Annotated in this window: 24 protein-coding genes; 17 read left to right on the top strand and 7 right to left on the bottom strand. The window is 29.7% G+C overall.

What is annotated here, in order from left to right; translation table 11 throughout:
• The first annotated feature begins 32 nt into the window (after nucleotides 1–32).
• The gene (locus FMAG_RS13735; RefSeq protein ID WP_081462349.1) at nucleotides 33–158 is read left to right on the top strand and encodes a zinc ribbon domain-containing protein; all 126 of its coding nucleotides are present in this window, start codon (nucleotides 33–35) and stop codon (nucleotides 156–158) included.
• Nucleotides 159–334: 176 nt separating this feature from the next.
• On the opposite strand, the gene FMAG_RS03560 is transcribed toward FMAG_RS13735, so the two are convergent.
• Nucleotides 335–1,693 (bottom strand): PFL family protein, encoded by a 1,359-nt coding sequence (locus FMAG_RS03560; protein WP_005884103.1) that lies wholly within the window; start codon nucleotides 1,691–1,693, stop codon nucleotides 335–337.
• A gap of 18 nt (nucleotides 1,694–1,711) precedes the next feature.
• Nucleotides 1,712–1,981, bottom strand: a complete 270-nt coding sequence (locus FMAG_RS03565) for an ACT domain-containing protein (RefSeq protein ID WP_005884104.1) — start codon at nucleotides 1,979–1,981, stop codon at nucleotides 1,712–1,714.
• A 152-nt stretch (nucleotides 1,982–2,133) separates the two neighbouring features.
• Here FMAG_RS03565 and FMAG_RS03570 point away from each other — a divergent pair, with 152 nt between their 5' ends.
• On the top strand, nucleotides 2,134–3,000 hold the full coding sequence (locus FMAG_RS03570; RefSeq protein ID WP_005884105.1) for a DUF4438 domain-containing protein: 867 nt from the start codon (nucleotides 2,134–2,136) through the stop codon (nucleotides 2,998–3,000).
• Between the two features lie 145 nt (nucleotides 3,001–3,145).
• Nucleotides 3,146–4,495: an NADP-specific glutamate dehydrogenase gene (gene gdhA, locus FMAG_RS03575; RefSeq protein ID WP_005884106.1), complete on the top strand. Its 1,350-nt coding sequence runs from the start codon at nucleotides 3,146–3,148 to the stop codon at nucleotides 4,493–4,495.
• Nucleotides 4,496–4,821: 326 nt separating this feature from the next.
• Here the strand turns inward: gdhA and FMAG_RS03580 are convergent, their stop codons facing one another.
• A complete protein-coding gene (locus FMAG_RS03580) occupies nucleotides 4,822–5,163 on the bottom strand; it encodes a YchJ family protein (RefSeq protein WP_005884107.1) in 342 nt (113 codons plus the stop codon).
• A gap of 116 nt (nucleotides 5,164–5,279) precedes the next feature.
• On the opposite strand from FMAG_RS03580, the gene recG reads away from it, so the two are divergent.
• The 4 genes from recG (at nucleotide 5,280) to FMAG_RS03600 (ending at nucleotide 11,215) form a co-directional block, all read left to right on the top strand.
• The gene (recG, locus tag FMAG_RS03585) at nucleotides 5,280–7,334 is read left to right on the top strand and encodes an ATP-dependent DNA helicase RecG (protein ID WP_005884108.1); all 2,055 of its coding nucleotides are present in this window, start codon (nucleotides 5,280–5,282) and stop codon (nucleotides 7,332–7,334) included.
• A gap of 87 nt (nucleotides 7,335–7,421) precedes the next feature.
• A complete protein-coding gene (locus FMAG_RS03590) occupies nucleotides 7,422–9,131 on the top strand; it encodes a proline--tRNA ligase (RefSeq protein WP_005884109.1) in 1,710 nt (569 codons plus the stop codon).
• An 89-nt stretch (nucleotides 9,132–9,220) separates the two neighbouring features.
• On the top strand, nucleotides 9,221–10,738 hold the full coding sequence (locus FMAG_RS03595) for a glutathione ABC transporter substrate-binding protein (protein ID WP_005884110.1): 1,518 nt from the start codon (nucleotides 9,221–9,223) through the stop codon (nucleotides 10,736–10,738).
• Between the two features lie 27 nt (nucleotides 10,739–10,765).
• Entirely contained in the window at nucleotides 10,766–11,215 is a 450-nt protein-coding gene (locus FMAG_RS03600) for a GNAT family N-acetyltransferase (RefSeq protein WP_005884111.1), read from the top strand.
• A gap of 77 nt (nucleotides 11,216–11,292) precedes the next feature.
• Here the strand turns inward: FMAG_RS03600 and FMAG_RS03605 are convergent, their stop codons facing one another.
• Nucleotides 11,293–12,012 (bottom strand): GntR family transcriptional regulator, encoded by a 720-nt coding sequence (locus FMAG_RS03605; RefSeq protein ID WP_005884112.1) that lies wholly within the window; start codon nucleotides 12,010–12,012, stop codon nucleotides 11,293–11,295.
• A gap of 152 nt (nucleotides 12,013–12,164) precedes the next feature.
• Here FMAG_RS03605 and FMAG_RS03610 point away from each other — a divergent pair, with 152 nt between their 5' ends.
• From FMAG_RS03610 to FMAG_RS03645, 10 genes are all read left to right on the top strand, one after another.
• Nucleotides 12,165–13,739: a PTS transporter subunit EIIC gene (locus FMAG_RS03610; RefSeq protein ID WP_005884113.1), complete on the top strand. Its 1,575-nt coding sequence runs from the start codon at nucleotides 12,165–12,167 to the stop codon at nucleotides 13,737–13,739.
• A gap of 35 nt (nucleotides 13,740–13,774) precedes the next feature.
• On the top strand, nucleotides 13,775–14,503 hold the full coding sequence (locus FMAG_RS03615) for an N-acetylmannosamine-6-phosphate 2-epimerase (RefSeq protein ID WP_005884115.1): 729 nt from the start codon (nucleotides 13,775–13,777) through the stop codon (nucleotides 14,501–14,503).
• 17 nt (nucleotides 14,504–14,520) lie between these two features.
• Nucleotides 14,521–16,062, top strand: a complete 1,542-nt coding sequence (locus FMAG_RS03620; RefSeq protein WP_005884117.1) for a DUF3604 domain-containing protein — start codon at nucleotides 14,521–14,523, stop codon at nucleotides 16,060–16,062.
• A gap of 1 nt (nucleotide 16,063) precedes the next feature.
• Entirely contained in the window at nucleotides 16,064–17,425 is a 1,362-nt protein-coding gene (locus FMAG_RS03625; protein ID WP_005884119.1) for an N-sulfoglucosamine sulfohydrolase, read from the top strand.
• Between the two features lie 143 nt (nucleotides 17,426–17,568).
• Complete coding sequence (locus FMAG_RS03630) at nucleotides 17,569–18,351, top strand: sulfite exporter TauE/SafE family protein (protein WP_005884121.1); 783 nt, start codon at nucleotides 17,569–17,571, stop codon at nucleotides 18,349–18,351.
• Between the two features lie 163 nt (nucleotides 18,352–18,514).
• A complete protein-coding gene (locus FMAG_RS14000; RefSeq protein ID WP_261660704.1) occupies nucleotides 18,515–18,781 on the top strand; it encodes a winged helix-turn-helix domain-containing protein in 267 nt (88 codons plus the stop codon).
• 85 nt (nucleotides 18,782–18,866) lie between these two features.
• Complete coding sequence (locus FMAG_RS14005) at nucleotides 18,867–19,040, top strand: hypothetical protein (RefSeq protein ID WP_261660705.1); 174 nt, start codon at nucleotides 18,867–18,869, stop codon at nucleotides 19,038–19,040.
• Nucleotides 19,037–19,699 carry an ROK family protein gene (locus FMAG_RS14010; RefSeq protein ID WP_261660706.1) on the top strand — a complete coding sequence of 221 codons (663 nt, stop codon included), beginning with the start codon at nucleotides 19,037–19,039 and terminating at the stop codon, nucleotides 19,697–19,699. The genes FMAG_RS14005 and FMAG_RS14010 overlap by 4 nt, the downstream gene beginning before the upstream one ends.
• Nucleotides 19,700–19,914: 215 nt before the next feature.
• On the top strand, nucleotides 19,915–21,486 hold the full coding sequence (locus tag FMAG_RS03640; RefSeq protein ID WP_005884123.1) for a sulfatase family protein: 1,572 nt from the start codon (nucleotides 19,915–19,917) through the stop codon (nucleotides 21,484–21,486).
• A gap of 40 nt (nucleotides 21,487–21,526) precedes the next feature.
• Complete coding sequence (locus tag FMAG_RS03645; protein ID WP_005884125.1) at nucleotides 21,527–23,227, top strand: solute:sodium symporter family transporter; 1,701 nt, start codon at nucleotides 21,527–21,529, stop codon at nucleotides 23,225–23,227.
• A 64-nt stretch (nucleotides 23,228–23,291) separates the two neighbouring features.
• Here the strand turns inward: FMAG_RS03645 and FMAG_RS03650 are convergent, their stop codons facing one another.
• The 3 genes from FMAG_RS03650 to FMAG_RS13655 form a co-directional block, all read right to left on the bottom strand.
• Nucleotides 23,292–24,680, bottom strand: coding sequence for a sodium/glutamate symporter (locus FMAG_RS03650; RefSeq protein ID WP_005884127.1), 1,389 nt, complete (start codon nucleotides 24,678–24,680; stop codon nucleotides 23,292–23,294).
• Nucleotides 24,681–24,836: 156 nt separating this feature from the next.
• On the bottom strand, nucleotides 24,837–26,285 hold the full coding sequence (gene panF, locus FMAG_RS03655) for a sodium/pantothenate symporter (protein ID WP_005884128.1): 1,449 nt from the start codon (nucleotides 26,283–26,285) through the stop codon (nucleotides 24,837–24,839).
• Nucleotides 26,279–26,533, bottom strand: coding sequence for a YhdT family protein (locus FMAG_RS13655; protein ID WP_005884131.1), 255 nt, complete (start codon nucleotides 26,531–26,533; stop codon nucleotides 26,279–26,281). Before FMAG_RS13655 ends, panF begins: the two co-directional genes overlap by 7 nt.
• Nucleotides 26,534–26,538: the final 5 nt, after the last annotated feature.

Below are 26,538 nucleotides of genomic sequence, written 5' to 3' on the forward strand. Positions count from 1 at the left end.
TCAAATATGCTCTGTATGTGGTTATTAAAAGAATGGCAAGAAAAACTCTTGATGTAAGAGAGTGGACTTGTTCAGTTTGTCATACTCATCACGATAGAGATATAAACGCAGCTAAAAATATATTGACTGAAGGTCTAAGAATAAAACAAGCAGTCTAAAAATAAAAAGAACCGTAGGAACTACGGGGTTAGCTTGGTAAATATAGTTGGCTAACAAAAGCAACTACTTCCCAAGAAGAAGCTCCCACTTCAAAAATTACAAAGTAATTTTAAGTGGGAGAGGTTCACATCTTATTTATAATCATAATATAAGTTCAGATATCTAATTTTTTCAATTAGTTTTTAAAGCTGTGGATAGGAGCAGGAATTCTTCCTCCCCTTTTAATAAAGTCATCACACTTAAATTTATTTACAGCCATAATAGGAGCATATCCAAGTAGTCCACCAAACTCTACCATCTCTCCTACACCTTTTCCAATTACAGGAATAATTCTCACAGCAGTAGTCTTATTATTTACCATTCCAATAGCAGATTCATCAGCTATTATACCAGAGATAGTATAAGCAGATGTATCTCCAGGAATGGCTATCATATCAAGTCCAACTGAACATACACAAGTCATAGCCTCCAATTTTTCTAAAGTAAGTGCACCAATTTTAGCAGCTTCTATCATAGCGTGGTCTTCACTTACAGGAATGAAAGCACCACTCAATCCTCCAACATATGATGAAGCCATTACTCCACCTTTTTTAACGTTGTCATTTAATATAGCAAGAGCAGCAGTAGTTCCAGGAGCACCAGCATGTTCTAGTCCCATCTCTTGGAAAATCTCGGCTATACTATCTCCCACAGCAGGAGTAGGAGCAAGAGATAGATCTATAATTCCAAAAGGAACATTTAACCTTTTAGCAGCTTCTTGAGCAACTATTTGTCCAGCTCTAGTTATTTTAAAAGCAGTCTTTTTAACTACTTCACAAAGAGTTTCAAAGTCAGCACCTTTAGCTTCAACAAGAGCTCTTTTTACAACTCCAGGTCCACTTACTCCAACATTTATTACGCAATCAGCTTCTCCAACTCCATGGAAAGCTCCAGCCATAAATGGATTATCTTCAACAGCATTACAGAATACTACAAGTTTTGCACAACCTAAACAATCAATATCTTTTGTAAGTTCAGCAGTTTCTACAATAATTTCTCCCATTCTTTTTACAGCATCCATATTAATTCCATTTCTTGAAGTTCCAACATTAATTGATGAACAAACTCTTTCAGTAACTTTCATAGCTTCTGGAATAGAGTCAATAAGTATCTTATCAGCAGGGGTACATCCCTTATGAACAAGGGCAGAAAAACCACCGATAAAGTTTACACCACAATCTTTAGCCGCTCTATCTAAAGTCTTTGCTATACTTACATAAGAATCAGTTTTACAACCAGCAGCAGCAATAGCAATAGGAGTAACAGATATTCTTTTATTTACAACAGGTATCCCATATTGTCTAGCTATATCATCTCCAACTTTTACTAAATCTTTAGCATAAGTTGTGATTTTTTTATATATTTTTTCATTGAATTTATCTACATCTGGGTCAGCACAATCTAAAAGACTAATACCCATAGTTATAGTACGTACATCTAGATTAGACTCAGCAATCATCTTATTAGTTTCTTGAATTTCTACTCTGGAAATCATCAAAATTCCTCCTTAATTTTATATACGGTGCATACAGTTGAATATATCTTCATGTTGAACTGTAATTTTTACTCCAAGATTATTTCCAATTTCTATTAAATCATCTGTAAAAGCTTCAAGAGATTTAGAAGCTTTATCAGCATCTACGATCATCATCATATTAAAATACCCACTTACAATAGTTTGAGATATATCAAGAATATTGATATTTACCTCTGATAGATAAGTACAAACTTTAGCAATAATTCCAACTTTATCTGTTCCTAGAACAGTAATAATACATTTCATAAGATCCTCCTAAAATAATTATTATATGAAAATTTTATCATAAAACGTGATAAATATCAAACATTAAAAAATATTATATAGATTTTACTATTTACTTGAATGAAAAAATATATTAAGATATAGGAAATAAAACATTTTGAGGGAGGTATTTCATGATAAAGACAAATAAAGAAAATTTAGTTATGCAATCTGTTGGAGGAAAAGTACATAGCCCAATAATATCATCACCATATAGAATAAGTAGAGATGGGAAACCTATGATATTACCAGCTACTGGTGGAATTTCTTACAATGTAAAAGTGGGAGATTCATGTATGAAATGGGTAGGAGACCATGTGGAGCCAGGAGTTAGTGTGAGAAATGAAAATACAGTTGAAAATACTGCACTTATGGTATTAGGTTGTATAGGAAATAGAGCTAGAGTTGTTTCTGGAGATGCTAAGGGAGCAGAGGGATTTGTAACAGGAGGACATGGTGGAATAGAACATACTCTTGTATATTTTGATGAAGAAACTTTAGATAAGCTTACTTTAGATGATAAAATTATGGTGAAAGCTTTTGGACAAGGATTAGAGATAGAGGGATTTGAAGATGTAACTTGTATGAATATAGATCCAGAACTTTTAGAAAAAATGGATATAAAAATTACAGAGGATGGTTGTTTAGAAGTTCCAGTAGTAACAGAGATACCACCATTTCTTATGGGTTCTGGTGTAGGAAGTTCTACAGCTTTTTCTGGAGATTACGATATAATGACTGGAGATAAGGAAGCAAATGAGAAGTATGGGATAAACAATCTTAGATTTGGAGATATAGTTTTACTTCAAGATTGTAATAACTGCTATGGAAGAGATTATCTAAAAGGTTCAGTAACAATTGGAGTAATAGTTCATAGTGATTGTATAAAAGCTGGACATGGACCAGGAGTTACTGCTATCATGAGTTGTACTACTTCTAAGATAAAGGGAAAAATAGATAAAAATGCAAATATAGCTTATTATATGGGAATAATCGAATAATAAAAAAATTTCATTTTTAATATAAATAAAAAATACTTTTAATTTAAAGAGAATGATGATATAATCTAAAAATAGATTTTAAGGCTATTAATTTGTATCATCATTTTTTATTATAAATAATAACTACTGGTTAAGGAGGAGAAAAATGAGTATATCAGCAAAGCAATATGTTGAAAATGTAATTGAAAAAGTAAAAAGACAAAATAAAGGAGAAGATGAATTTATACAAGCTGTAGAAGAAGTATTGACAAGTCTTACTCCATTTATAGAAAAAAATCCACAATACATAGAAGCAAATATATTAGAGAGAATAGTTGAACCAGAAAGAATAATAATGTTTAAAGTTCCTTGGGAAGATGACAATGGAAATATTCAAGTAAACAGAGGATATAGAGTAGAATTCAATGGAGTAATTGGACCATACAAAGGAGGACTTAGATTCCATCCAACAGTTACTTTAGGGGCTATGAAATTTTTAGGATTTGAACAAACTTTTAAAAATTCACTTACAGGGTTACCAATAGGTGGAGGAAAAGGAGGAAGTGACTTTAACTCTACTGATAAATCTGAGAGAGAGATAAAAAGATTCTGTGAAAGTTTTATGACTGAGCTATATCGTCATATAGGTCCAGATAAAGATGTCCCAGCTGGAGATATTGGAGTTTCTGGAAAAGAGATAGGATATCTATTTGGACACTATAGAAGAATAAAGGGAGCATATGAAAATGGAGTACTTACAGGGAAACATTTAAACTATGGTGGAAGCAAAATTAGACCTGAAGCAACTGGATATGGACTTACTTACTTTACACAAGAGATATTAAAAGATATGGGAGAAACTTTTGAAGGAAAAACTGTAGCAGTATCTGGATATGGAAACGTAGCTTGGGGAACTGCTGAGAAGATGACAGAATTAGGAGCAAAAGTAGTTACTATCTCTGGGTCAAAAGGATATGTATATGCTAAAGATGGACTTACTAAAGAGCAAATAGATTATATGCTAGTTTTAAGAGCTAATAAAGATGTAACTTTAAAAGATTTTGCTGAGAAATTTGGATTGGAATATTTTCCTGGACAAAAACCTTGGGGAGTAAAAGTGGATATAGCTGCCCCTTGTGCAATTCAAAATGAGATTGTATTAGAGGATGCAAAATTATTAGTAGCTAATGGAGTAAAAGTGGTTTGTGAAGGAGCTAATATGCCATGCTCTAATGAGGCAATAGATCTATTTGAAAAAAGTGGAGTAAAATTTGGAGCAGCTAAGGCAGCTAATGCTGGTGGAGTTGCTGTATCAGCTCTTGAGATGTCACAAAATAGTATGAGATATCAATGGAGTGAAGAGGAAGTAGATAAAAAATTACAAGAGATAATGAAAGGCATCTATCAAAAAGCTAAAGAGATGAGTGAAGAGTATGGTGTTACATTAGCAGCTGGAGCTAATATAGCTGGATTTAAAAAAGTTGCTGATACTATGCTTATGCAAGGAAATTATTAATTGATTAAAAAAATCAGTTAATACAAAATATGAAAAATAGGGAGCTTGAGAAACGACTTTGTAAAATCGGTTTTAAGCCTCCTATTTTTTTATTTTGGACTAATTATATGGTTAAAAAATATAGTGTTTTAAGCTTCTAAAATAGTGTTTTTAGCTGAAGCTCTAACCTTGAATTAAAGGGTCTTCTAGGAGATAAAAAAATAAAAAATACATACGTTATTTTATTTATTTACTAATTATTGTTAATAAAATTGATAAAAATAAAGAAAATATTAAAATTATCTATTTACTTTTTTATAATAAATGCAAGAAATATATTTAGTTTTTTATGAATTATTTATAGGTAACCAACCTTTATAGTACCAATGTCTACCTTTTTTTACAAAGTAGCTTCTCTCATGATGTACTACTTCTTCTCCACTAATTAAATCTATATACTTAGCTTTAAACTCTACTATCCCCTCTTTATCAAATTGAGTTCCAGCTATGGTTTCTACAATTTCAAGACCTAACCATTTAGAATTTTTAGACCATTCTTCTGCTTCTTTCCAATCTATTCCTTTAGCTGTTTTAGGGTCGTGTGTATTTTTTATAAATTCAATATCTCCCTTAGTATAAGCTTCATATCTAGCTTTCATAAGTTCAAGAGCTGTCTTTGGATTACTCATCTTTACCTCCGATAATTTTTTATCTTAATTATATCATTTTTTTAAAGATATTTCTTTAGAAAGTTAATAATATCTATGATATAATAAAAGATATTGAAAAGGAAAGGAGTGAGAAAGTGGGAAGATATAACACAATATATTGGCCATTGGAAAACATAGACATCGGTATAGATGCTAAAAATTTAAAAAAGTTAGAGAAGCTGGGAATAAAATCAATAGCTGATATGCTCTACTACTTTCCAAGAGCCTATGATGATAGAACTAATATAAAAAAAATAGGAGAGTTGAGAGGGGAGGAGTATGTAGTTTTAAAAGCTACACTTATGACTGTAACAGCTCCCCCTACTCGTTCAGGACTTAAGATGGTAAAAGCTACTGCCACAGATGGAAGTGGGATAATAGAGTTGGTATGGTTTCAGATGCCATATCTTAGAAAAACTCTTAAGATAGGAGAGGAATATATATTTATTGGTCAAGTCAAGAGAGGATATATATTTCAGATAGTAAATCCAGAGTTTAAGTTGAGTAGTAATCAAAAGAGATTAGATGAGGGAGAGATACTCCCAATATATAGTTCAAGTAAGGAGTTACCACAGAACTCTTTAAGAAAACTTATGGAGAAGATGTTAAATACAACTCTTGCTGTAATAGAAGAAAATATTCCAGAAGAGATTATAAAAAAATACAAACTTATGGGGAGAAAAGAGGCTCTAAGAGAGATACATTTTCCTAAGAATAGTAAAAATTTAGAGGAAGCTAAAAGACGTTTTGCTGTAGAAGAACTTTTAGTTTTAGAGATGGGAATACTCCAGAAAAGGTTTGAAGTGGATAATCAAAATATAGAGAGGTATCATCTTGAGGATAAAAAAACTTTAGTGAAAGCTTATCTATCATCTTTACCTTTTGAACTTACTAATGCACAAAAGAGAGTAATCACAGAGATATATAAAGACTTAGCAAATGGAAGAGTGGTCAATAGGTTAGTACAGGGAGATGTAGGAAGTGGAAAGACTGCTGTATCTATGGTGTTACTTCTATATATGTTAGAAAACTCTTATCAAGGGGTACTTATGGCTCCAACAGAGATATTAGCTGTACAGCATTATCTTTCAGTAAAGGATAAATTTGAAAAACTTGGAGTGAGAGTAGAACTACTTACAGGAAGTTTTACTGGAAAGAAGAAACAAAGACTTTTAGAAGATATAGCAAATGGAGATGTAGGGATAGTAATAGGAACACATGCACTTATAGAAGAGAGTGTAGTTTTTCATAGATTAGGTATGATAATAATAGATGAGCAACATAGATTTGGAGTATTGCAAAGAAAGGCTCTAAGAGATAAAGGAGTGCTTGCTAATCTTGTGGTAATGAGTGCTACACCTATTCCACGTTCATTAGCACTGAGTATCTATGGAGATTTAGATGTATCTGTAATAGATGAGTTACCACCAGGGAGAAAACCAATTCGTACTAAGTGGATAGCCACAGATGAAGAGATAGAAACTATGTATGATTTTATAGATAAAAAGCTTTCCCAAGGAAGGCAAGCTTACTTTATAGCTCCACTTATAGAGGAGAGTGAAAAACTTTCAGCAAAATCAACAGCAGAGCTTATGGAAGAGGTAGAAAAATTTTTACCAAATTATAAGATAGGAGTTTTACATGGAAAAATGAAAAACTCTGAAAAAGATGAGATAATGAGTAGATTTAAAAATAAAGAATTGGATATCTTAGTATCTACAACGGTTATAGAGGTAGGGGTGGACGTACCTAACTCATCTATAATTGTAATCAATAATGCTGAGAGATTTGGACTCTCTGCTCTACATCAACTACGTGGGAGAGTTGGAAGAGGGCAGTATCAATCTTACTGTTTTTTAGTTTCTAAGACAGATAATGCTACTTCAAAGGCTAGACTTCAAGTTATGGAAGAGACACAAGATGGATTTAAAATAGCCGAAGAGGATTTGAGACTTAGAAAGTCTGGAGAGATTTTTGGTACAAGGCAGAGTGGATTAAGTGATTTAAAATTTGTAGATATAGTACATGATGTAAAAACTATAAAACTTGTTAAAGATATATGTTATGAATATTTAAAAGAGAATCATGGTGAGATAAAAAATGAATATCTTCTTGTAGATATTTCTGAAAAGTTTAAAGAGGTAAAATAATAGTTAAGAAAGATTAAAAAACTTTAGACAAAATAAGAGATAATATGATAAAATATAAAGTAAAATAAAATTTATATGGAGGAAAAAATGAGATTCAGTAAGAGTTATATTAAGACACTTAAAGAAACTCCAAAAGAAGCAGAGATAGCAAGTCATAAACTTCTTTTGAGAGCTGGAATGATTAAGAAATTAACTAGCGGAGTGTATACTTACCTACCGTTAGGATTAAAAGCTCTTAAAAAAGTAGAAAATATTGTAAGAAGAGAGATGGATAGAGCAGGAGCTCAAGAGATATTCATGCCAGTATTACAACCAGCTGAACTTTGGAAAGAGAGTGGAAGATGGGAAGTAATGGGGCCTCTTATGATGAAATTACAAGATAGAGCTAAGAGAGATTTCGTATTAGGACCAACTCACGAAGAAGTAGTAACTGATGTTATCAGAAATGATGTTGCTTCATACAAGCAATTACCTTTAAACCTTTACCAAATTCAAACTAAATTTAGAGATGAGATAAGACCAAGATTTGGACTTATGAGAGGAAGAGAGTTTATAATGAAAGATGCTTACTCTTTCCATGCTACAAGAGAGTCTTTAGATGAAGAGTTTGATAATATGGAAGCTACTTATAAGAGAATTTTCTCAAGCTGTGGTTTAAAATTTAGACCTGTTGAGGCTGACTCTGGAGCAATAGGAGGAAGTGGATCAAAAGAGTTCCACGTATTAGCAGATTCTGGAGAAGATGAAATCATCTACTGTGAGAGCTGTGATTACGCAGCAAACGTAGAAACAGCTGTAAGTAAAGTTTTCCATGCTGAAAAAGAGGAATTAAAAGCTGTAGAATTAGTAGATACTCCAAATGTATCTAAAATAGAAGATGTAGTAGAATACTTAAAAGTTCCTGTGGAGAGAACAGTAAAAGCTATGATGTATAGAGATATGGGAACTGACCAAGTATATATGGTTTTAATCAGAGGAGATTATGAAGTTAATGAAACTAAGCTTAAAAATGCTGTAGATGCAATAGAGGTTGAGTTATTAACTGATGAGCAATTAGAAAAGTTAGGACTAGTAAAAGGATTTATTGGACCATTTGGAATTGATTTAGGAGATATCAAAGTAGTAGCTGATGATACTGTATTAGAGATTACTAATCACACAGCTGGAGGAAATAAAATAGATACTCACTATATTAATGTAAACTATGGAAGAGATTACAAAGCTGATATAATAAAAGATGTAAAAACTGTAAAACCTGGACACGTTTGTGAAAAATGTGGAGGAACTCTTGCTTCTGCTAGAGGAATAGAGGTTGGACATATATTCAAACTAGGAACTAAATACTCTGAAAAATTAGAAGCTACATTTATAGATGAGAAAGGTGTAACACATCCAATAATAATGGGATGTTATGGAATAGGAGTTTCAAGAACTCTTGCTTCTGCTATTGAGCAAAACAATGATGAATTTGGAATTGTTTGGCCATCAGCAATAGCTCCATATGTAGTAGATGTAATTCCAGCTAATATGAAAGATGCTGAACAAGTTGCTCTTGCTGAAGAGTTATACAACTCATTATTAGATGAGGGAATAGATACTATACTTGATGATAGAGATGAAAGACCTGGATTTAAATTTAAAGATGCTGACTTAATAGGATTCCCATTCAAAGTAATTTGTGGTAAAAAAGCTGCTGAGGGAATTGTTGAGTTAAAGATAAGAAAGACAGGAGAAACTTTTGAAATCTCTAAAGATGAAGTGATATATAAAGTAAGAGAGTTAATGAAACAATACTAGTTTTTAATGTACGAGTGAAAAGGTTCAAAGTTTGAAATAGACTTTTTCACTCTTTTTATTTTATTATTATAAAAGATTTTGGAGGAAAAATGTTAAAAAAATTATTAGTGGTATTAACAAGTATGATATTTTTATTCACAGCTTGCGGAGAAAAAGCAGAAACTAAAAAAGTAAAAGAGGAACTTGTAATAGCTCAAGATGGAGAGGCTAAATCATTGGATATTCATCAAGGAAATGATGGATTTTCTCTAAGAGCAAATAGACTTATCTATTCAAGACTTGTAGAATCTGATGAAAATATGCAAATTCATCCAGGACTTGCAGAATCTTGGGAGCAAATAGATGATAAAACTATGCAATTTCATCTAAGAAAAGGAGTAAAATTCCATAATGGATATGATTTTACTGCTGAAGATGTAAAGTTTTCATTTGAAAGAATGATGAACTCTCCTAGAATAGCCTTTGTTTTACCACCAATAGAAAAAATAGAAATAGTAGATGATTATACAGTTAATCTTGTAACAAAAACACCATTTGGACCATTATTAGCTCATCTATCACACCCAGCGTTAGGAATAGTAAGTAAAAAATTATTGACTGAAAATTCAGAGGCTTTAAAAGAGACTCCTATTGGAACAGGAAGCTATAAATTTAAAGAGTGGATATATGGAGATAGAATAGTTTTAGAAAAAAATGAAGATTTCTATGATAAAAATGAAAAAGGCTTAAAATACATAGTATTTAAAAATGTAATAGAAGCTTCAAATAGAGCTATAGGATTAGAAGCTGGAGAGATAGATATAGCAATAGCTATCAGTTCAGTAGATGAGGAAAATATAAAAAATAATCCTAAGTTACAACTTTTAACTAAGCCATCTATATCTTACTCATATATTGGAATGAATATGCAAAAATCTCCATTAAATGATGTAAGAGTAAGAAAAGCAATAAACTATGCTATTGATAAGCAAGCTATTGTTGATGTAATATTAAATGGGAATGGTAAGGTAGCAACTTCTCCAATAGCTCCAGGAGTTTTTGGATTTACTGATAAAACTAAAAATTATGAGTACAATGTAGAGAAAGCAAAGGAGCTTATGAAGGAAGCTGGGTATGAAAATGGATTTACTACTAGTATTTTAGTTTTCAGCGGAGAGGCAAATACTCAAACAGCTGAGATAGTTCAAGCATATTTAAGAGAGATAGGAATAGATTTAAAAGTTGAAATAGTTGAAACAAGTGCTTATTGGGATATCACTGAAAAAGGAAGACATGATTTATTCTTAGGTTCATGGGGAGTTGTAACAGGAGATGCTGACTATGGACTTTATGCTATGTACCATTCTTCTGCTAAAGGTGGAGCTGGAAACAGAGATTTTTATGAGAATAAAAAAGTTGATGAACTATTAGATAAAGCTAAGATAGAGATTAATCCAGAAACTAGAAAAGAGTTATATGAGGAAGCTCAAATTTTAATAGTTGATGATGCTCCAGATGTTATGCTTTATAATAGAAATTTATCAGTTGGTGCTCAAAAGTATATTAAAGGTTTAGGAGTTCATCCTGTGACTCTTCATAACTTTGCCACTGTATATGTAGAGGAATAGAATAAGAGATATAATTAGGTGAAAATTATGAAAATAGTATTAAAATCATTTGAAGAACTTAGTGGAAAAGAAGTTTATAAAATAGGAGAACTTAGAAATCAAGTATTCATAGTTGAACAAAATTGTCCATATTTAGATTTAGATGGAAAGGATTTTAAGTCTCTTCATCTTTATTTTTTAGATGAAATAGCTGATGAAATTATGTGTTATTGTAGAATACTTCCTAGAGGATTATCTTATCCAGAGGTATCTATTGGTAGGGTTTTAACCAATGAAAAATATAGAAAAAAGGGATTAGCCAGAAAAATATTACTTCAAGCTATAGAGGTTGCAAAAGAAAAATTTGAAGCAAGAGAGATAACCATTGGAGCTCAGAATTATTTAAAAGATTTTTATTCATCTCTTGGTTTTGTTTCTATATCAGAAGTATATGATGAAGATGGTATTTCACATATAGATATGCAATTAAGGTTTTAATATAAAAAAGTATTTAAAAAGTGGGCTGTTACAATTTTATTTTGTACAGCCCATTTTTTATTAATACTAACTTTTTATTATTTTTCAACTTTTTTAACAATGTCTAATTGATATAATTCAGTATTCATATATAATTCATTGTAATCAAATAATTCTCCATTTTTTAGATAGGTAATATTTGATAATTTTAAAATTGGTGTTTTAGAAGAAATTTTCAGTTTTTCAGCTATTTTTTCTGGAGCAAATACAGGGGCTATATTTTGATAAGATATAGATATTTCCATTCCATGTTTTTTAGCGTACTCATATTTTGACCCTTCCAATATTTTTACAGACATCTCAGGGTGCTTACTAACTTCCATATATGTTTTTTCAAAAAGAAGTGGATCATTATCAGCAAATCTGAGTCTTTCAATATAATAAATATTGTCAGTAGGTTTTAATCCCATTATTCTTCCAATATGCTCCCCAGCTTTTATAATTTGAAATTTTTCAACAATTGACCAAGGTTTTTTCCCCATTTCAATCATATCTTCAGTAAAACTTTTAAGTAGTGGAGAACGCTTTAAAGTATGTTCTTTAGATACAAAAGAACCTTTTCCTTGAATACGATAGATAATTCCCTTATAAGTAAGATTACTCAAAGCTTGTCTTACAGTAACTCTTGAGCAAGAAAATTTTTCTGCTAGTTCACTTTCCGTTGGTAAAATATCATCAGCCTTAAAAATATTAGAATGAATATTTTCAATGATATAATTTTCAATTACTTGATATTTAGATACTTTTTTTTCTTCCATAATAAAAATCTCCTTAATAAAATAACAACTTATTAATAAATAATACAAGTTCTACAATATATATAATACAACATAAAATTTGTATTGACAAGTGAAAATTAATATATTATACTCTGCATATAGGGATATAAAATTAATTTGGAGGATTGAAAATGGAAGAAAAAGTAAGTTTAAAAGACAGTTTTGTTGGAATTGGGCAAAAATTAGGTAAAGCGATAATGATGCCTATTTCTATTTTACCTGTAGCAGGGTTATTTTTAGGGATAGCGGCAGCACTATCATCTGGAGCAGTAATAAAAGCTTATTCGGTTTTAGATAACTCTTTTTTACAAGGATTATTTAAATTAATGAATGCAGTAGGAAATGGGGTATTTGGAGCTTTACCATTAATATTTGCAGTAGGAATAGCAGCAGGACTTGCTAAAGCAGAAAAAGGTTCAGCAGGATTATCTGCAGTAGTTGGATACTTTGTTCTTTTAACTGGAACAGGAGCTTTTATGAGTATACTTGGAAAAGAGGCACCAGCTGGAGCAGATATTCGTTTATATGGACAAGCTATGCAATTTGGAATAAAAACTTTAAATATGAATGTATTTGGAGGAGCATTAGCAGGTATAGTAACAGGAGTTGTTCATAATAAATATTATAAAACAAAATTACCAGATGTATTAGCTTTCTTTGGTGGAGCTAGATTTGTTCCAATAGTAAATACAGTAGTATTTATGGGAATTTCTTTGGTAATGGTATTTATATGGCCAGCAGTAGCAAATATGATATCTTATTTTGGAACTATTACTGAAGGTTTAGGATTAGTTGGAGCTTTTATATATGGACTTATTTTAAGAAGTTTCTATGTAATAGGATTACACCATGTATTCTATCTTCCTTTCTGGACAACAGCAGCTGGAGGAACATTAGAAATAGGTGGAAAAGTAATAGAAGGATGGCAAACAATTTTCTTAGCTCAACTTGCTGATCCAAATACAACTCATTATTTTTCAAATATAGCTCTTTATAATAGTGGAAGATATTTCCATATGTTATTTACTATGCCAGCTGTATGTTTAGCTATGTATAGAGCTATACCAGCAGGTCCAAAAAGAAAAGCAACATTTGGATTTTTATTTTCAATAGCTTTAACAGCTTTTATAACAGGAGTTACTGAACCAATATCATTTGCTTTATTATTTGCTTCTCCATTATTATTCGTAGCTGAAGCAATTTCATTTGCGATCTCATTTGTAATAGCAGCTATGGCAAAAGTTACAATAGGTTCAACATTCTCAGCAGGACTTGTAGAATTTCTATTATTTGGAGTATTCCAAGGAAATGCAAAAACAAATTGGATTTGGATAGTTATTTGGGGAATACCAATTTTTATAGCTAACTATTTCTTATTTAAATTATTAATAGAAAAATTAAATGCTAAAACACCTGGTAGAGAAAGTGATGAAGAAGCAGAGAAAAAATTAAGTAATAAATATCAAGCTGGACAAGCAAAAACAATAGTAGAAGCATTAGGTGGGTTAGATAATATAGATGATTTAGATAACTGTGCTACTAGATTAAGAGTAACAGTAAAAAAATTAGATAAAGTTAATATAGAGTTATTAAAACAAACAGGAGCTCATAATGTAGTTACTAGAGGAAAAAATCTTCAAGTTATATATGGACCAACTGTGAATCTAATAAGAACTGAAATTGATGAGTATATTTCAACTTTATAATTATATAAAATTTTAGTATAATGTAGGTGGGGATTATGAATACTAAAAATAAAAAGATAATAGACCAAATAAAGAATGGATTGATACTTTCTTGCCAAGTAAAAAAAACTGATCCATTATATTTACCAGGAATCATAGAAAAATTGGTAGAGTGTGGAGAATGGGGAGATGCTTGTGGTTATAGAATAGATACTCCTGAAAACATAGTAAAGGTAAGGGGTATCACAGATAAACCAATTATAGGATTATGGAAAATAAATATGGAAACAGAAGATGTATTTATAACTCCAACTATGAAAGAGGTAGATGCTGTAATAGAAGCTGGAGCAGATATAGTGGCAGTAGATGCCACTGATAGATTAAATAGCAATGGAGAAAAAGCCTACAATATAATTCCTAAAATAAGAGAGAAATATCCTGATATTCTTATTTTAGCAGATATTAGAAATGCTGAAGAAGCAAAATATGCATTAGAGTTAGGAGCTGATATGGTAGCACCTACTCTATATAGATTTAATGAAAATCCTAAATCAACAGACTCTCCAGTATTTGAAGAGTTAGTGAGAATAGTAGAGTATTGTAAAGATTTGGGAGTAGTTATAATGGAAGGAAAAATTTGGACTCCAGATGATGCAATAAAAAGTTTGTATTTAGGAGCACATGCAGTTGTGGTAGGAAATGCCATAACAAGACCGCATATAACAACTTTAAAATTTACAAGTCTTATGAATAAGTTACAAAGGAAAATACCTTTAAAATATTAAAGAAGGAGAGAAGGGAAATGGGTAAATACAAGATATTATGGAGTGATATGCATAGTAATCTACATCATGAAAAAATAGAGGAGCTACCAAAATGGTTTGAACAAGTAAAAGAATTATTTGATTTTTGGCCATTTGCATATTATCCATATTATATGAGAAAAGATGAAAGTGGATTAGGGGTAGAAGATAGATATACAGATGAAAAAGTAGAAAAAGATTGGGAGTATATAAGAGAATTTACTAAAAAGGTAAATGCAGAAGGATTTCCTATGTTTATGGGATATGAGTGGCAAGGAGCTGGGAAAGATGGAGACCACAATATATTTTTCTTAAATAATAATAACTTACCAGTATTTCCTATGAGATATGAAGAGTTAGTAAAAAAATATAGCGATGAAAAATGTATTGGAATACCTCATCATTTAGCTTATCAATTGGAACATAGAGGAAAAAATTGGGAAACTCACAATGATAAATTTTCTCCATTTGTAGAAATATATTCATCACATGGTTCTAGTGAAAATGATGAGAGTCAAATAGGAATGGATAGACATGTTCATATGGGACCAAGAACAGGAGCTACTGCAGTAGAAAAAGGATGGGAAAAAGGACATAAGTTTGGAGTAATAGCTTCTGGAGATAACCACTCAGTACCAGGAGTATATGGATTTGGATATATAGCAGTGCTAGCAGAAGAAAATAGTAAAGAAAGTATATGGGAAGCTTTTGAAAAGAGAAGAGTTTATGGAGTAAGTAAAGATAAAATAAAGTTAGATTTTTCTATTGATGGTGTTGTAATGGGAGAAGAAATTGAAGGAAAAGAAAATTCTAAATTAGTATTGGATGTAGAAGCTTCTAATTCAATAGATAGAATAGAGATAATTGAGGATAATATTACTACTGATTATATTCCTCATACTTCAACATGGGAAAGAAAAGAATTACCAGAAAATGTAACTTTTAAGTTTAAATTAGATTTAGGTTGGGGTCCAGACAGAAGAATATTTCCAGATATAGTTTCTAAAAATTGGCATGGAAGCTTAAAAACTTCTGGTAAAATTTTATCAATAGAGAAATGTTGGAGTAATTTTGGACAAAAATTATATAATGTTACAGAAAATAGTTGTGAGTTTGATATAACATCATATAAAACAACAGCTACTGGAAAATGGATGGGACCAAGTGCTGTAACAACAGAAGGATTTATATTTGAAATTTCAGCTCCATTAGAGAGTGAAATATTACTAAGAGTTGATGGAAAGGAGTATACTTTAAAAGTAAAAGAGTTATTTGAAAATTCAAGACTTATTCCATTATTAGATGAAGCTAAAAAATTATTAAAAGATACATTTAATTTTACAGAATACTATAGAACAGATCCATGGTGGCATAATGCTTATAAGATAAAAATTTCTAGAGCTGTTCCTAAGATTGGATATACTAGAAGAATAGAAAAAGAGATCAATACTAAAAATATAAATAATATAAGGGTAAGAGTATGGCAAAGAGATGGTGGAGTAGCATGGAGCTCACCAATATTTATAAAAAAGGAGAAATAAAATGAACGTAATATATATAAATACTCATGATAGTGGTAGAGTATTAAGTCCCTATGGATATGATATTCCTACTGATAATCTAAAAGAGTTTGCAAAAGATGCCTTAACTTTTACAAATACTTATTGTGTAGGACCAACTTGCTCTCCAAGTAGAGCAGGGCTTCTAACTGGGACATATCCTCATCAAAATGGAATGCTAGGTTTAGCTCAAAGAGGATTTTCATTGGCAAAACCAGAAAATCATTTAGCTAATTTTTTGAAGAATAATGGATATACAACATGTTTATCAGGAATTCAACATGAATATGGATGGTATCTAGATTTAGAAGAAAATGGACTACATGATTTAGGATATGAAAATATTTTAACAACTTCATCTAAAGAGTTTGTAAAAGAGGATTTACATATTTGGGATAGAGATAATGCTATGGAAGTTGTGAAGTGGTTAGATAATTATGATAAAGAAAAACCATTTTTTATGGCTTATGGTATGCATAGTACTCATCGTCCATATCCAATAAAGGTATTGGATAAAATAGATGAAAGATATGTGAAACCTATTTTCCCTATTACCAATAATGAAGAGAATAGACACGATCATGCTCAATTTATGACAACAGCTTATTATGCTGATGAAAATATTAAATTAATTTTAGATGCTTTGAAAAGAAATAAACTATATGAGGATACAATTATAATTTATACAACAGATCATGGAGTAGCTCTTCCATTTAATAAGTGTAATTTGACTGATAATGGAATAGGAGTAGCTATGATAATAAGAGTACCTGGAGCTAAAAGTAATGGAGAGGTAATGGATAATCTGGTATCACATATAGATGTATTTCCTACATTGTGTGAACTATTATCATTGGAGAAGCCGGAATATTTAGAAGGAAAGTCATTTAAAAAAGTTTTTGATAATAGTAAAGAAGAGATAAGAGATTTTATTTTTTCTGAAATAAATTTTCATACATCTTATGAACCTGTAAGATGTATAAGAACTAATCGTTATAAATACATTAAATATTATGACAATAATTGGAATAAAATAAACCTTTCAAATATAGATGAGTCAGACCCTAAAACTTTTTTAATGAAAAATGGGTTAAAAGAGCAAATAAAATATAGAGAGGGACTATTTGATCTTTATTATGATCCTAGTGAAAGAAATAACTTAGTTGAGGATGAGAAATCTCAATCTATTTTAGAAGAATTAAGAGAAAAATTATATCAAGAACAAGTTAGGACAAATGATCCTATATTAGCTGGAGAGCTTGAGATAAAAAAAGGATATAAAGTAAATAAAGTAGAGTGTGAAAAAGCTTCAAGCAAAGATAAAAATGATTATATAAGTATGTAAGAAAAAAAGGTAGCAAAGTGAAAAGGATTTTGCTACCTTTTTTTATACATAGAAAATTGAAGATAGAAAAAAGATAATTTATAAAAAATAAAAATGTGATATAATATAAAAATGAAAAATAAAAATATAGAAAGGGAAAAATTATGACAAATTTATTCAATCTAATCGTATCTTTATTAGCAACAACAACAGGAGCAATTAGTGGGATAGGTGGCGGAATAATAATAAAACCAGTGTATGATGCATTTTCAGGATTACCTATCCCTACAATAAACTTTATGTCTGGATGTACTGTTTTTTCCATGAGTATAGTTTCACTTTTAAAAAGTAGAAATAGTGGAGTAAAATTAGATAAAGTAAAGAGTACTACTTTGGCATTAGGGGCAGCAGTAGGTGGAATAATAGGGAAACAAATTTTTCAGCTAACAAAAGCAATATTTAAAAATGATAATTTTATAGGAGCTGGACAAGCAATTATTCTTATAATTATGACTCTATATGTATTTTGGTTTATAAAAAATAAAGAGAAAATAACTATGAAGAATGTAAATAATTTAGGGATAGCTGCTTTAATTGGTTTTTCTTTAGGAATGATATCAGCTTTTTTAGGAATAGGTGGTGGACCTATCAATATAGCTATACTTGCTTATTTTTTTAATATGAATTCTAAGACTTGTTCACTAAATTCAATATATATAATTTTCTTTTCACAGACAACAAGTTTACTTACAACATTTATAACTAAAACAGTTCCAACTTATAATTCTATGGATTTAATTTTTATGATAATTGGAGGAATTGCAGGGGGATTTATAGGAAGTACAATTTCTAAAAGATTATCAAATAAGGGAGTAGATAAAATATTTTCAGTTGTTTTAATGATTATTTTGATAATATGTACATATAATTTTTTTAGATTTATCTAAAAAATTATAAATGAATATTATAGTTTTTTAGTATTTTGAAGCTGTAGACAGTTAATTTGTTTATAGCTTTTTTGATTATAATGAAATTTTGATTTAATTTATAGAGAAAATTTAATACCTATGTTATAATAGAAAAGAAAAGATGTAGAAAAGAGTGGGAAAAATGAAGATAAAAGATATTAAAGAAAAAAATACCTCTAAAATACTAAATTACTTAAGAAAAAATGAAGGAATATCCAAAAAAGATTTATCAGAAGGAATAAAACTTTCACCAAGTACAGTAACAGATTTATGTGCACCTTTATTAAAAGAGAAAATTATAGAAGAAATTGGAATGTTAGAGAGTGATAAACCAGGAAGAAAAAAAGTTTTATTAAAAATAAATTATGATTATAAAAAAGTAATAGGAATAGATAATAAAAAAAAATAAAACAACAATAATTATAACAAATTTAAAAGGGGATATTTTAAATAAAATAATTTTAGAACTAGAAAACCAAGAACCAGAAAAATATTTGAAACAACTGCTAGAATATTTAGAAAAGTTTTTATTAGACACTAAAATAAGTTTTACTGAAATTTTAGGAATTGGAATAGGAGTTGTAGGAGCAGTAGATTCAGTAGAAGGAAAAACAATTGACTTCATAGGATTTTGGAATGAAGAGGTTTTTCTAAAAAAAAATTTTTGAAAAAAAATTTAAATGTTCCTATTATAGTTAGTAATAATGTTAAAAATTTAGCTATTCAACAAATGTTTATTAATAATGATTTAAATGATTTCTTTCTATTAAAATATGGAATAGGAGTAGGAGGAAGTTTAGTCATTGGAGGAGAATTATTTAAAAAAGATTCTGCATTTAGTGGAGAAGTAGGACATTCAATAGTAATAGATGATAATGAAATTTGTCCAATTTGTAAAAGACGTGGTTGTTTCGAAAATAATTTTTCAGAAAAAGCACTAATAAAGAAAGTAAAAAAAATATTTAATAGTGAAAAAATGCCAATTTTATATAATTTAGCGAAAGGAGATGAAAAAAATATTGATTTTAAGAAAATATTAAAAGCTGGAAGTTTAGGAGAAAATGAGATATTAATTTTATTGGAAGAAGCTTCTAAATATTTAGGAATAATATTATTAAATATGTTTACTCTTTTTTATCCTAAGAAGATAATATTATGTGGAGAAATATTTAAAAACGAAATTTTTATTAACTATCTTTTTTCTTATATTCACCAAAAGCAAATATTAGATTTTAAAAAAATAATAGTTGTAAGCGAAATTGATACGGATAAAGAATTAAAATCGAGTGTATACCCTGTGATTAAAGAAAAATTTTATAATATATAAATAAATTGAAATAAAAGAGCTATAAAAGTATAGCTCTTTTATTTTTTTATAAATTTGTTCCAAGATATGTTTTATAAATAAATGTATTAAAATAATATAAAAAAAACAGAAAATATAATATTTAAAAAAATATTGACACAATAATAAGTTAGAGGTATAAATATATTACAATATTTAATTCGAATTAAAAAAATAATTATTTAGGAGGAAGTTTAATGAAAAAAAGACCTAATATTCTATTGATAACAAGTGACCAACAACATTTTAATACAATAGGAGCTTTTAATAAAGAAATTATAACTCCAAATTTAGATAGACTTGTTAGGGAAGGAACAACATTTGATAGAGCCTATTGTCCTAATCCAACTTGTACTCCTACAAGAGGGTCTATAATTACAGGAAAATATCCAAGTCAACATGGTGCTTGGACTTTAGGTGTAAAATTACCAGAAACAGAAAATACAATAGGTAATGAATTTAGAAAGGCTGGATATAAGAGTGCTTTAATAGGAAAAGCACATTTTCAACCATTGGCTTCAACTCTGGAGTTTCCATCCTTAGAAGCTTATCCATGTCTACAAGATTTGGAATTTTGGAGAAGTTATAAAGGTATATTTTATGGGTTTGATCACGTAGAACTTGCTAGAAATCACACAAATGAAGCTCATGTAGGGCAACATTACGCACTTTGGTTAGAAGAAAAAGGATGTAAAAATTGGAGAGATTATTATTTAGAGTCAACAGGAAATATGTCAGAAAAAGAATATCCTAGATTAGAAATTTTAGTTGAACAAGAAGGAAATATTTTAAATAGTAGAAGAAATTGGGGTAAATGGGAGATACCAGAAAAATACCATTATAATACTTGGATAGCTGAAAGAACAAATAAAATGTTAGAAGAATATAAAAATAATGACGAAAGCTTCTTTTTATGGGCAAGTTTTTTTGATCCACATCCTGAATATTTTGTTCCCGAGCCATGGGCCTCAATGTATGACCCAGAAAAATTAACTATAAATGGATTAGTTCCAGGAGAACATTTAAAGAATCCACCACATTTTCAAAAAACACAAGAAGAGAATCCTAATTTTGATGAATATAAAGAAACAGGATTTGGAATTCATGGAATGCACTCTCACCTTCAAAAAATAGAAGATATAAAGAAAGATTTAGCTTTATACTATGGAATGGTATCAATGATGGACAAATATATAGGAGAAATTTTAAATAAATTAGATGAACTTGGTTTAGCAGAAGATACAATAGTTGTATTCACAACAGACCATGGACATTTTGTAGGACAACATGGATTAATTAGAAAAGGTCCATTTCATTATGAAGATTTAATAAAAGTACCATTTATTGTTAGGTATCCAAATCATGTTCCTGAAAATAAAGTTTCTTCATCTATTCAGTCGTTAGTAGACTTAGCGCCAACATTTTTAAGCTTTTGTGATTTAAAAATACCTTATGATATGACAGGAATAGACCAGAAAAAAGTCTGGGAAAATCCAGATTTAGAAGTAAGAGACCATGCTATTTGTGAAAATCATCATGAACCAACAACAATTCATTTAAAAACTTATGTAGATAAAAGATATAAGATAACTGTTTACTATAACAAAACTTATGGAGAGTTGTATGACTTACAAGAAGACCCAAATGAAATAAATAATCTTTGGGATAACGAAGATTATAAAGAGCTAAAATCAGAACTTTTACTTAAATATATATGGGCAGAATTAGGAAAAGAACCAATGTGGATGCCTAGAATAAAACAAGCTTAAGAATTATTTGGAAATTTAAAATATAGACGGGGTGATAATAATGAATATATTAGCAATAGGGTCATTTATATTTTTTACAGTTTTAGTTGCTGTAATTTCTTGGTATTTTACAAAAGATGAAAATCTTGAAACAAATACAGGTTATTTTTTAGGAGGAAGAAGCTTAAGTGGAGTTGTAATAGCAGGTTCATTACTTCTTACAAATTTATCAACAGAACAATTAGTTGGAATGAATGGAAATGCTTTTATGGGTGGCTTATCAGTTATAGGATATGAGGTTACTTCAGGTATAACTTTGATATTTATGGGATTATATTTTTTACCAAGATATTTGAAAAGTGGTTTTACAACTGTACCTCAATTTTTAGAAGAAAGATATGATAAAGGAACAAGAAATTTAGTAGCAATTCTATTTTTGATAAGTTTAGGAGTAATATCTTTACCAATTATCCTTTATTCTGGTGGAATCGCTATGAACGCTTTGTTTAATGTATCGGATATGTTAAATATTTCAGAAAATGCGGCTTTAATAGTAAGTATATGGGGAATTGGAATAGTTGGAGGAATATATGCAATATTTGGAGGATTGAAAGCTGTTGCGGTTTCAGATACTATAAATGGAGTAGGTTTAGTAATAGGAGGATTATTAATACCTATTTTAGGATTTAAAGTTTTAGGAGATGGAAGTGTCTTAAATGGAATAGAACAACTTGTAATAAATAGTCCTGAAAAATTAAATGCAATAGGTGGAACAACAGATCCAGTTCCTTTTTCAACACTATTTACAGGAATTTTATTAATTAATACATTTTATTGGTGTACAAACCAAGTTATAGTTCAAAGAGCTTTTGGAGCACAAAATTTAGCTGAGGGACAAAAAGGAGTAATATATGCAGGACTTTTAAAAATATTTGCTCCAATAATTTTAGCTATCCCTGGAGTTATAGCTTATCAACTATATGGATCAGAAATAACAAAAGGAGATTTTGCATATCCAATATTAGTAAATAGAGTTCTACCTACTTATTTAGTTGGATTCTTTGGAGCTGTTTTATTCGGTGCTATTTTAAGTTCTTTTAACTCATCATTAAACTCAGCTTCAACAATTTTCTGCTTAGATATCTTTAAACCGTTATTTGCTCCAAATATTGATGATAAAAAACTAGTTAAAGTTGGAAAAATATTTGGAACAGTATTGGGATTAATTTCAATATTTATGGCTCCATATATTGCAAATGCTCCAAATGGTTTATTTGATTTTATGAAAAAATTTATGGGATTTTTCAATGTTCCAACTTTAGTAATTGTATTTGTTGGTTTTTTCTCTAAAAAAATACCACCTATTGCAGCTAAAATATCAATATTTGTTTTCATGTTTTTGTATGGGGTATTTCAATTTGTATATAAAGTTAATATAAGTTTTTTACACTTATTAGGCGGATTATTTATATTATGTATTTGTATAATGGTTATAATAGGATATATAGCTCCAATGAAAGTTCCATATACTCAACAAGAGAAAGAAGAAGTTACATTAATAGAGTGGAAATATGCTAAACCAGTATGTGGATTAATTGTAACAACAACAGTTTATGTGTATGTTCTTCTTTCTCCAATAGGAGTAGTAGGACTAAAAGAAAATATAGGAAATAAATTTATATTAGTAACATTAGTATACTTAATTATATCAGGAATTATATTTTTCTTTTTAAATAAAACTAATAAAAAATTTAATTTATAAAAGAAAAGAGTAAGATAAGAAATTTTATTTCTAGCTTACTCTTTTTTATTATTTAAAATTATTTTTAATTTCCCTTAAACTCTTTTCCTAAAAATATATGACTACTAATTATAGAAAGGAGTAAGATGATTATTCCGATTCCGAGTGCTACCATAGCTGTAAAACCAGCTCCAGAAGTCAAAGGCATCAAGATAAACATATTTAACGTAGCAAAATATATTATACCAGTTATTGTGTAAGATAAAGAGTAATTAGCAAGTACAGGACTTTCTAAATTAGGGTCACAAATACGAAGTAAGAGAACTCCTGTTAAGAAAACACCAGTGCTCATACCTAGAGTTGCAATCATCTGTTCAAACCAATATCCTTTTAAATATCTTTTGCAGAAAAAGAAAAGAGCCCCAGTGGTAACAATATATCCAATAATAACCATTACTAGTATAGGAACTATATAGGATGCTACTGCTTTTATAGGTAAGCTTGCTATAGCAGCAATAACAGCATATTCTGTAAAAGAACCAGAGATTTTACTTTTCACTTTATCATCAACTAAATATTGAAGATTTAATTTATTCATAGTCCACCAAATACCAAACATAACTATCATAGCATATGCCCAAACAGAGATACTACTCAATACAGGAATTTGGAATTTTTTTGTTATTGACAGGATTAAATATGCCACTCCACAAGCTACAAATATAAGTGCAGCATGAAATGCTACTGTATCTATTGAAGAAGATAGAGTTGTTTCTCTTCCTATTGAATTTTGTTTTGAGATATCTTTTTGGAATCCTATACGAATAGGTTCTGGAATATCAGCTGGTTTAGTTAGCATAGCAGTTTGCCCATGACGTGCAGCCCAGTTAATTAAGGCAATTCCAATTAAAATTCCTCCCACTATTCCAAAGGTAGCAGTTGTTGTAGCAACCCCTTGTGAAGTTTGCCAGTAAGGTAGATTTAAACCAGATAAAATATTACCTAATGTACCAGCAGTTCCATGTCCTCCTACAAATCCAATAGCAAGTTCTATTCCAAATACATCATATAAATTTTCATTAGAAAATAAAACATGAGTTCCATACCCTATTGCAAATTGAAATAATGAAACTACTAATCCTATTCCCATTAAAGGAAAAATATTTTTTAAAAAATCAGCTTCCTTATTTTTCCCTTTAGCTCCAATAGATAAACCTAGAGGAACAGCAGCAACAACAGGAACTATAAAAACTCCAGGTAAAAGTGAATAGATATTAAACCACTCTTTTGGAACTGGTAATAAATCAAAACATTGTGGTCCTAATATTAAAAGTAGAAATCCTCCTATAATTCCAGCTGGGATAAAAGTTTTTTGAAATATTTTTACTTTCGCTCTTATAAAAACACCAAGTAATAAAAAAACACCAAGTAAAGCTAGACTTTTTAAAAAATCTGTAAGTATTGCATTTGTCATTTTACTTTCCTCCTTATGTACATATAAAATAGATAATATAGTATTACTATAAAATTATAAAAAAGCTAATTCATATTTTATATGAAAGTATTTATTTAAATTATAAAATAGGATTATTATAATAATTTTATTATAATAATCCCAGTTTAAAAATAATTAAAAATTAAAAAATATATCTATTATTTTTTCATCATTAGGTTCTCCAGCATAGGAACCAATAATGAAAACAAGAGAACTAACGAATAATACAGGAACAATAGTATGCATTCCTAAAATAGAGATTTTACATACAGTGAGATAAATAAAAGTTATAAATCCAAATATCATAGAAGCAATAGCTCCAGTAGAATTTGCTTTTTTCCAGAAAAGACCAAATACAATAGGGCAAAAGAAAGTAGCCTCCAATCCAGCAAAAGCAAATAGATTAATCCAAACTAATAAATCAGGTGGATTTAAAGATAGTAAAAATACTATTATTCCAAATCCTAGAGAAGCCATAAAGGATAATTTTTTTATTTTTTCTGTACTAGCTTCCTTATTTACATAGTGAGAGTACAAATCTTTTACAATAGTAGCTGAAGTCATAATTAGAAGAGAGTCTACAGTTGACATAATGGCTGCAAGTGGACCTCCTATAAACACTCCAGCAAGTATAGGATGAAGATTTTTTAGTGCAAGTATAGGGATAATTTTATCTCCAACATCAACACCAGGAGCAACTGCAACTCCCATAACTCCAACTAAGTGCATCCCTAACATTAAAAGTCCTACAACTGATGTTCCTATTATCATAGCTCTATGAAGAGAATTGCTATCTTTAAATCCCATACATCTCACAGTAGTAGATGGGTAGCCTAAAAGTCCAATTCCTACTAATACCCAAAAGGACATAATAAAAGGTTTGGCAATATTTCCATTGGAAGTAGGAGTTAACATTTCAGGATGAGTTTTGGCAATAGAAAGCATAATATTTTCCATACCATTTCCATTTTTTAAGATAACATAGAATAAAACTCCTGTAGCAATTAACATCACTACTCCTTGAATAGCATCAGTTAAGACTACTGCCCTAAATCCTCCAAAAGATGTATAGGCTATAACTACTGATGAGAAAAGAATAAGTCCAATAAAATATGGATATCCAGTAACTGCTTCAAAAAGTCTAGCTCCACCAATAAATTGAGCTACAATAGTTCCTATAAAAAATATTAGCATAGTGATAGATGCTAAGATTACTACAATATCACTTTTATATCTAGCTCTCAATAAATCTATAATAGTTACTCCATTTATTCTTCTAGAGATAATGGCTAATTTTTTTCCTATAATTCCAAGAGTAAAAAAAGCAGTAGGAACTTGGATACAAGCTAAGAGTACCCATCCCAATCCCAATTTGTATGCAATTCCAGGTCCTCCTATAAAAGAACTAGCACCAACATAGGAAGCTATTATAGTCATAGCAAGGACAAAGCCTCCCATATTTCTACTTCCTATAAAATACTCTTCAGTAAAATTTACATCTTTACTATGTTTTATCTGATTGACTTTGTAAGCAATACCTAACATAAGTAAAAGGTAAAGTAAAACAGGAATAAGTGTTAACATTTTTTCTCCTCCTCTAGTGGTACATCTTTAAAGAATAGTTTTACAGCAATAAAAACTAAAATATTAATAACAACTAGTCCAAGTACGCAAGAGTAGAAGAACCATTCTGGAAGTCCAAATATATATTTGAAATTTTCTACATCTTCACTATCAGTATGTAAATATGCAAAATAGTACCACCAAGCAAAATAAAAAATATATAATATTAAAGTTATGATTACCTCTTTATTTATCTGTTTATCTCTCATTTTAT

The organism is Fusobacterium mortiferum ATCC 9817 (assembly GCF_000158195.2).
Lineage (GTDB): Bacteria > Fusobacteriota > Fusobacteriia > Fusobacteriales > Fusobacteriaceae > Fusobacterium_A > Fusobacterium_A mortiferum.

Coding starts and splice junctions, on each gene's coding strand:
- FMAG_RS13735 (WP_081462349.1), top strand. CDS start 33: ATGGCAAGAAAAACTCTTGATGTAAGAGAGTGGACTTGTTCAGTTTGT.
- FMAG_RS03560 (WP_005884103.1), bottom strand. CDS start 1,693: ATGATTTCCAGAGTAGAAATTCAAGAAACTAATAAGATGATTGCTGAG.
- FMAG_RS03565 (WP_005884104.1), bottom strand. CDS start 1,981: ATGAAATGTATTATTACTGTTCTAGGAACAGATAAAGTTGGAATTATT.
- FMAG_RS03570 (WP_005884105.1), top strand. CDS start 2,134: ATGATAAAGACAAATAAAGAAAATTTAGTTATGCAATCTGTTGGAGGA.
- gdhA (WP_005884106.1), top strand. CDS start 3,146: ATGAGTATATCAGCAAAGCAATATGTTGAAAATGTAATTGAAAAAGTA.
- FMAG_RS03580 (WP_005884107.1), bottom strand. CDS start 5,163: ATGAGTAATCCAAAGACAGCTCTTGAACTTATGAAAGCTAGATATGAA.
- FMAG_RS03590 (WP_005884109.1), top strand. CDS start 7,422: ATGAGATTCAGTAAGAGTTATATTAAGACACTTAAAGAAACTCCAAAA.
- FMAG_RS03595 (WP_005884110.1), top strand. CDS start 9,221: ATGTTAAAAAAATTATTAGTGGTATTAACAAGTATGATATTTTTATTC.
- FMAG_RS03600 (WP_005884111.1), top strand. CDS start 10,766: ATGAAAATAGTATTAAAATCATTTGAAGAACTTAGTGGAAAAGAAGTT.
- FMAG_RS03605 (WP_005884112.1), bottom strand. CDS start 12,012: ATGGAAGAAAAAAAAGTATCTAAATATCAAGTAATTGAAAATTATATC.
- FMAG_RS03610 (WP_005884113.1), top strand. CDS start 12,165: ATGGAAGAAAAAGTAAGTTTAAAAGACAGTTTTGTTGGAATTGGGCAA.
- FMAG_RS03615 (WP_005884115.1), top strand. CDS start 13,775: ATGAATACTAAAAATAAAAAGATAATAGACCAAATAAAGAATGGATTG.
- FMAG_RS03620 (WP_005884117.1), top strand. CDS start 14,521: ATGGGTAAATACAAGATATTATGGAGTGATATGCATAGTAATCTACAT.
- FMAG_RS03625 (WP_005884119.1), top strand. CDS start 16,064: ATGAACGTAATATATATAAATACTCATGATAGTGGTAGAGTATTAAGT.
- FMAG_RS03630 (WP_005884121.1), top strand. CDS start 17,569: ATGACAAATTTATTCAATCTAATCGTATCTTTATTAGCAACAACAACA.
- FMAG_RS14000 (WP_261660704.1), top strand. CDS start 18,515: ATGAAGATAAAAGATATTAAAGAAAAAAATACCTCTAAAATACTAAAT.
- FMAG_RS03640 (WP_005884123.1), top strand. CDS start 19,915: ATGAAAAAAAGACCTAATATTCTATTGATAACAAGTGACCAACAACAT.
- FMAG_RS03645 (WP_005884125.1), top strand. CDS start 21,527: ATGAATATATTAGCAATAGGGTCATTTATATTTTTTACAGTTTTAGTT.
- FMAG_RS03650 (WP_005884127.1), bottom strand. CDS start 24,680: ATGACAAATGCAATACTTACAGATTTTTTAAAAAGTCTAGCTTTACTT.
- panF (WP_005884128.1), bottom strand. CDS start 26,285: ATGTTAACACTTATTCCTGTTTTACTTTACCTTTTACTTATGTTAGGT.
- FMAG_RS13655 (WP_005884131.1), bottom strand. CDS start 26,533: ATGAGAGATAAACAGATAAATAAAGAGGTAATCATAACTTTAATATTA.